General features: G+C 32.2%; 3 protein-coding genes. 2 read left to right on the top strand and 1 reads right to left on the bottom strand.

From position 1 onward, the window contains the following. A partial coding sequence (locus ACFX4I_RS19595) for a hypothetical protein (RefSeq protein ID WP_377422487.1) occupies nucleotides 1–3,306 on the bottom strand: 3,306 nt, incomplete at its 3' end. Between the two features lie 602 nt (nucleotides 3,307–3,908). Between ACFX4I_RS19595 and ACFX4I_RS19590 the strand changes: the two genes are divergently transcribed. Further along, nucleotides 3,909–5,150: a hypothetical protein gene (locus ACFX4I_RS19590; RefSeq protein WP_377422485.1), complete on the top strand. Its 1,242-nt coding sequence runs from the start codon at nucleotides 3,909–3,911 to the stop codon at nucleotides 5,148–5,150. A gap of 43 nt (nucleotides 5,151–5,193) precedes the next feature. Beyond that, nucleotides 5,194–5,922 carry a GT-D fold domain-containing protein gene (locus ACFX4I_RS19585; RefSeq protein ID WP_377422483.1) on the top strand — a complete coding sequence of 243 codons (729 nt, stop codon included), beginning with the start codon at nucleotides 5,194–5,196 and terminating at the stop codon, nucleotides 5,920–5,922. Nucleotides 5,923–6,000 lie beyond the last annotated feature (78 nt).

Raw genomic sequence — 6,000 nt, 5'->3', positions numbered from 1 at the left:
TAACTGATCGATTTCTTGTTGATGTTGATTTTCATTTTCCTTAAAATTAATAATCATTTGCTCCAGGTTTTCAATCTCGGCTTTATATTTATTTTCTTGCTCCGAAACAAGAGCAATCGTGTGATTTAACTGATCGATTTCTTGTTGATGTTGATTTTCATTTTCCTTAAAATTAATAATCATTTGCTCCAGGTTTTCAATCTTGGCTTTATATTTACTTTCTTGCTCCGAAACAAGACCGATGGATTGATGTAAATTATCAATTTCTTGCTTGTAGTGGTCTTCTTTTTCGGTAAGTCGGTTATTAGCTTTTTCTAAGTTATCAATGTCCACCTTATATTGACTTTCCTTTTCCGATAGTTGGTCGATTGTCTGAACATAATTTTCAATTTCATGTTTAAAGTTTTCGATAACTTGTATATGATGATTTTCCTTTTCGGAAAGTTCAATCATGGCTTTTTCTAAACTTTCAATCTCCACTTTATATTTATTTTCTTGTTCAGATACAACGCTAATCGTTTGATTTAACTGATTGATTTCTTGCTGATGGTAGTTCTCTTTTTCTTTTAAATCAATAATCATCTGTTCTAAATTTGCGATGTCCACCTTATATTGACTTTCCCGTTCCGATAGGTGGCCGATCATTTTATTAAAATTTTCAATTTCATGTTTAAAGTTTTCGATCACTTGTTTCTGCTGTTCTTCTTTTTCAGAAAGTTCAATCATGGCTTTTTCTAATTTATCAATCTCCACTTTATATTTATTTTCTTGTTCAGATACAATGCTAATCGTGTGATTTAACTGATCGATTTCTTGTTGATGATAGTTCTCTTTTTCCTTTAGATCGGTAATCATCTGTTCCAAACTCTCAATGTTCACTTTATATTGACTTTCCTGTTTCGATAGTTGGTCGATCGTTTGAGTATAATGTTCAATTTCATGTTTAAAGTTTTCGATAATTTTTTTATGATGATTTTCCTTTTCGGCAAGTTCAATCATAGTTTTTTCTAAACTTACAACCTCCACTTTATATTTATTTTCTTGTTCAGATACAACGCTAATCGTTTGATTTAACTGATTGATTTCTTGCTGATGGTAGTTCTCTTTTTCCTTTAAATCAATAATTATCTGTTCTAAATTTGCAATGTCCACCTTATATTGACTTTCCCGTTCCGATAGGTGGCCGATCATTTGAGTGTAATTTTTAATTTCATGTTCAAAGTTTTCGATCACTTGTTTATGATGCTCTTCCTTTTCGGCAAGTTCATTCATGGCTTTTTCTAAACTTTCAATCTCGGCTTTATATTTATTTTCTTTTTCAGATACAACGCTTATTGTTTGATTTAACTGATCGATTTCTTGCTGATGGAGGTTCTCTTTTTCCTTTAGATCGGTAATCATCTGTTCCAAATTCTCAATGTTCACTTTATATTGACTTTCCTGTTTCGATAGGTGGTCGATCGTTTGAGTATTATGTTCAATTTCATGTTTAAAGTTTTCGATAACTTGTATATGATGATTTTCCTTTTCGGCAAGTTCAATCATCGCTTTTTCTAAACTTAAAATCTCCGCTTTTAATTTATTTTCTTGTTCAGATACAACGCTAATCGATTGATTTAACTGATCGATTTCTTGGTGATGGTAGTTTTCATCTTCCTTTAAATTGTTAATCGTCTGTTCTAAATTTGCAATGTCTGCCTTATATTGACCTTCCTGTTCGGAAAGGTGGCCGATTATTTGAGTATAATTTTCAATTTTTTGTTTAAAGCTTTCGATAATTTGTTTATGATGATTTTCCTTTTCGGAAAGTTCGATCATGGCTTTTTCTAAATTTTCAATCTCCAGTATATATTTATTTTCTTGTTCAGATATAATGCTAATCGTTTGATTTAACTGATTGATTTCTTGTTGATGAAAGTTTTCTTTTTCCTTTTGATCCATAATCATCTGTTTTAAATTTGCAATGTCCGCCTTATATTGACTTTGCTGTTCCGATAGGTGGTCGATTGTCTGAACATAATTTTCAATTTCATGTTTAAAGTTTTCGATCACTTGTTTCTGCTGCTCTTCCTTTTCGGAAAGTTCGATCATGGATTTTTCTAAATTTGCAATCTCCACTATATATTTATTTTCTTGTTCATCGGATACAACGCTAATCTTTTGATTTAACTGATTGATTTCATGTTGATGGTATTTCTCTTTTTCCTTTAGTTCGGTAATCATCTGCTCTAAATTTGCAATGTCCACCTTATATTGACTTTCCTGTTCGGATAGGTGGCCGATCGTTTGAGTATAATGTTCAATTTCATGTTTAAAGTTTTCGATCACTTGTTTATGATGATTTTCCTTTTCAGAAAGTTCGATCATAGCTTTCTCTAAATTTTCAATCTCCACTTTATATTGACTTTCCTGTTCGGATAGGTGGCCGATCCTTGAAACGTAATTTTCAATTTGATGTTTATATTTTTTATTATCTTGTATATGACGCTCTTCCTCATCTGATAGAGTTTTTTCTAAATTATTTATCTCCACTTTATATTGCTTTTCTTGATCGAATAAAAGATCAATGGTTTTAGTAAGTTGATTCATTTCATATTTATAATTCATTTCTTTTTCGTTGAGAGAATGAATGGTTCCTTTTAACTCTTGAATTTCGTTTTTGAAAGTGTTTTGCTCTTGAAAATAAAACATGACTTTTTCAATTAATTTCTCAATCTCTAAATTAATGCTTTGTACATCTAAATTAGTTATTTTTTTATTTACTGGAGCAAGAAGTGATTTCACCTCTGAAAGCCCATCCGCCATTTTTTTAAAACCTTCATCGCCGAACTTTTTGAATTCCTCATCTTTTACATTCTGTTTTTGGGCGGACTCATAATCTTGAATTTTCTTTTGAAGAGAAGCAATTTCCCCTTGTAATATTTTATTCTTATCTACAAGTGTTTTTATGTCATTTTTGTTCATTTCTTCATTTGTTTTGGTTTCTTTAACGTACTGTAGTTCGGTCTTATATTTCTTTATTTCTTCTTCTAATTTCTGAACCTTGGTTTCTGCACTCTTCCTTTCATGTTCCTTCCGATTGATTAGTTCTTGATATGTTCTTTGTTCATTTATCATTTCTTCGTTATGTTTTATTAATTTTCTTATTTTCTTTTTACTATAATCCACTTCGTATTCATTAACTTTTGATTTGTATAGGGAAAGTTCAGATCTAAGGTGAATGATCATTTGCTGAAGTTGTACTGGAGTTATTTTATTCAATTTACTTTTTTGTATTTCATTGGCTTTTTCATCATCTGTATACAAAAATAACCACTCCTTATTTTTGATCACGTGTGAACAGGCTGCAATCTCCCGCCATTGCCAATAAGGAATCAATTAGACAGGATGAGATACAGCTACTGTAAATGACCAAGAGGTTCCTATGCGGAGATGTTTATCAAGATTTTTATGGGTGTGGTAACTTTATATGGAGCACTCGTTCGTGAGAGTATTGGTGTTGCTTCGTGATAAGGAACACAGCGACACCCAAATCATTGCAGGGGCATCGTAGACAAAAGTAAATTCCTCCTCATAAAATTATCATCTTGACCGAAAATCTTTAATTTAAATTTTTTACAATATTCATGTGACGGGTTTTAATCAAACACTGATCCCCTTATAAATGATTCCATAATAGTTATATGTACCGTATTTCAAATTGGTGATTATATATTATCTTTTTATTCCCTTACAATTTCACTAACAATTAAAGACCGCTATGTTTATTCTTTATCATTTCTTCATTACTCTTACATATCATTAATATTGAGTGATATAAGGGTTGTGATGTAACAAGCAGCACGGTATTATTTTATCCTTTTGAAAACCAAATCTGTAACAGGATTAACATAAAGGGGGATACATAAATGGATTTTAGAGTAGAAGTTGGAGATAAGGAGGCAGGAACCATACCTTATGAGTCTCTCCCGGCGGTTACTTATCTTTTTAGGGAAATGGGTTTTGATGTGCAGCCAGATACTGAAAATCAGAAAGTACAATTATATTCTGCCTTGCATGGTAAAAGAATTGTACTTTCTTCCGATTATGATGTTAAACATAACACCTTTAGAAAGCACCTTCTAGAAAGGAAGGTGCTGGAGTATATTCAAACATTCCTTTCTGCATGTGGGGCAAAGGTGATTCTTATAGATGAAAAGAAGGAATCAGAAAGGGCTGATTTTCATGTATACTTATCACTCTTTGAAATTCCAGTAATAAAAGATCCCATTCTTGAATTAATTCATAATTCAAAATCAACTAATAAAAAGTTATTGGATATTTTTCATTATGAATGTACAAGAACTGGAACAAAATTTAAATCTAATGAGGTAGTTAGAGGCGCAAATAACCCGTTTATTAATATACAGATAATGTATCCTGTTATTACGGAAGAAGATTTTTGGGGGAAATTTGGTGAAAAATATGCGATGTCCATAACAATAGGAATATTAGCCAGATTTCAAGATAGTTCGCCTTTATCTGTTTTGTCATTAGTTCCAATTGAAATTTTGTCAAACATGTTTGTTCATTCTCAAAATACTGGGTTAAAATTAGAACCTGCCTTGCAAAAAGAAAAAAAGTTACCAGAAAAGAAAAAGTTTTTATTAAAGAAACCAACTATTAATAAAAGAAAAGAAGCAGAAGTGTTTTTAGATTATCATATTTTTATTGAAGAACTTAAAGAACGTAACAAAATCAAGCTTATTGGAAATCTTCATATTAAAAATATAGGTACGGAAGTTTTGCGGAACCCGGTTATCTGTCTGCGTTCCACCCCTTCAGAAAGTATAAAAATATCGGGGCAAATATTGCCGCCGAATGTTGCCAATACTTTGGGGGTAATGAAAAATGAAGAAACAAAAGGGTGGAAATATATGAATGATGAATGGTTTGAAGAAATGGAGAAGGGAGAAACCTGGATATGTCCAATTCAATCTAAAAATATTAACCCTAGGCAAACAGAATCTTTAACTAACTTACAAATAAGCGTCATTCAACCTGTAGAAAACAGCAATATTCGTGTAGAAGCTTTTGTGTTTTTTAAAGAACAAGATCTTGAAATCAGTTCAAGTAATCAAATTTCCTTATTATTAACGAAGAAACAATAATGTAAAAGGGTAAATGGCATAGCATATGGGGGGTGGAAGTGGGTTGGTTGAAGGGAATTATCACTTTGAGAAATACTTATTAGATAATATGAAAGTGATAAAATTATTGGACCAAGCAATAAAACAGAATAAAGGCTTTTCTCTTGCCCGTTTTGGAATAGGTGAAATAAGCTATTTAAGCTGGCCAGACAATGGATTATTAGTTCAGGAGTTTAAACGGTATGAATCTTATGCGGGCATATCCAATTCACCAGAAATAATTAGGAGGGAATTGGTCAGGTCATTGCGGGATACAGACATTGCCGGTTTGATAGCTCCTTGGAGACTGGATCCTTGGGCAAAACAAACTCGAAATGTACTTAAACAACTGAAGTTCATGCCTTCGAAAGCTTGTTGTGCTTGGATCATGCATAGCCTCTTAGACGAGGGGAAATTATGGCCATGGCTGAGTAATAAGAAGGTATTTCTTGTTGGACGCCGTTCAAAAGAAGCAGAAATCATTTTTAAAGATCAAGGCGTGCAAATTACTGGAAGTATAGATTTAAATGGATATGCAGAATTAAGTGGAGTGCAAAATGAGCTACAGTCTAATCAGGAATGGGAAATGGCGTTAATTTCTGCCGGGATTCCGGCAACCATTTTAGCTCCAAGAATTGCAAAATTGACCCAGAAGGTTGCCATTGATTTCGGGCATGCCCTTGATATGATTCTTGATGGAAAGGAATACAAACATTCTGACCTAGTAAAAAAGTGGAATGATCAGTTTTCCTAAATAGGAAACAAAACTAAATATAATCATTGTAGGGAAATAAATATAAAATAATACTCGCAGATTCTACCTTTAATTCAT

This window comes from Peribacillus sp. YIM B13472 (assembly GCF_042788005.1).
GTDB lineage: Bacteria > Bacillota > Bacilli > Bacillales > DSM-1321 > Peribacillus > Peribacillus simplex_E.
Note: the sequence above shows the minus strand (reverse complement) of the source record. Positions and strands in the feature narration are given on the sequence as shown.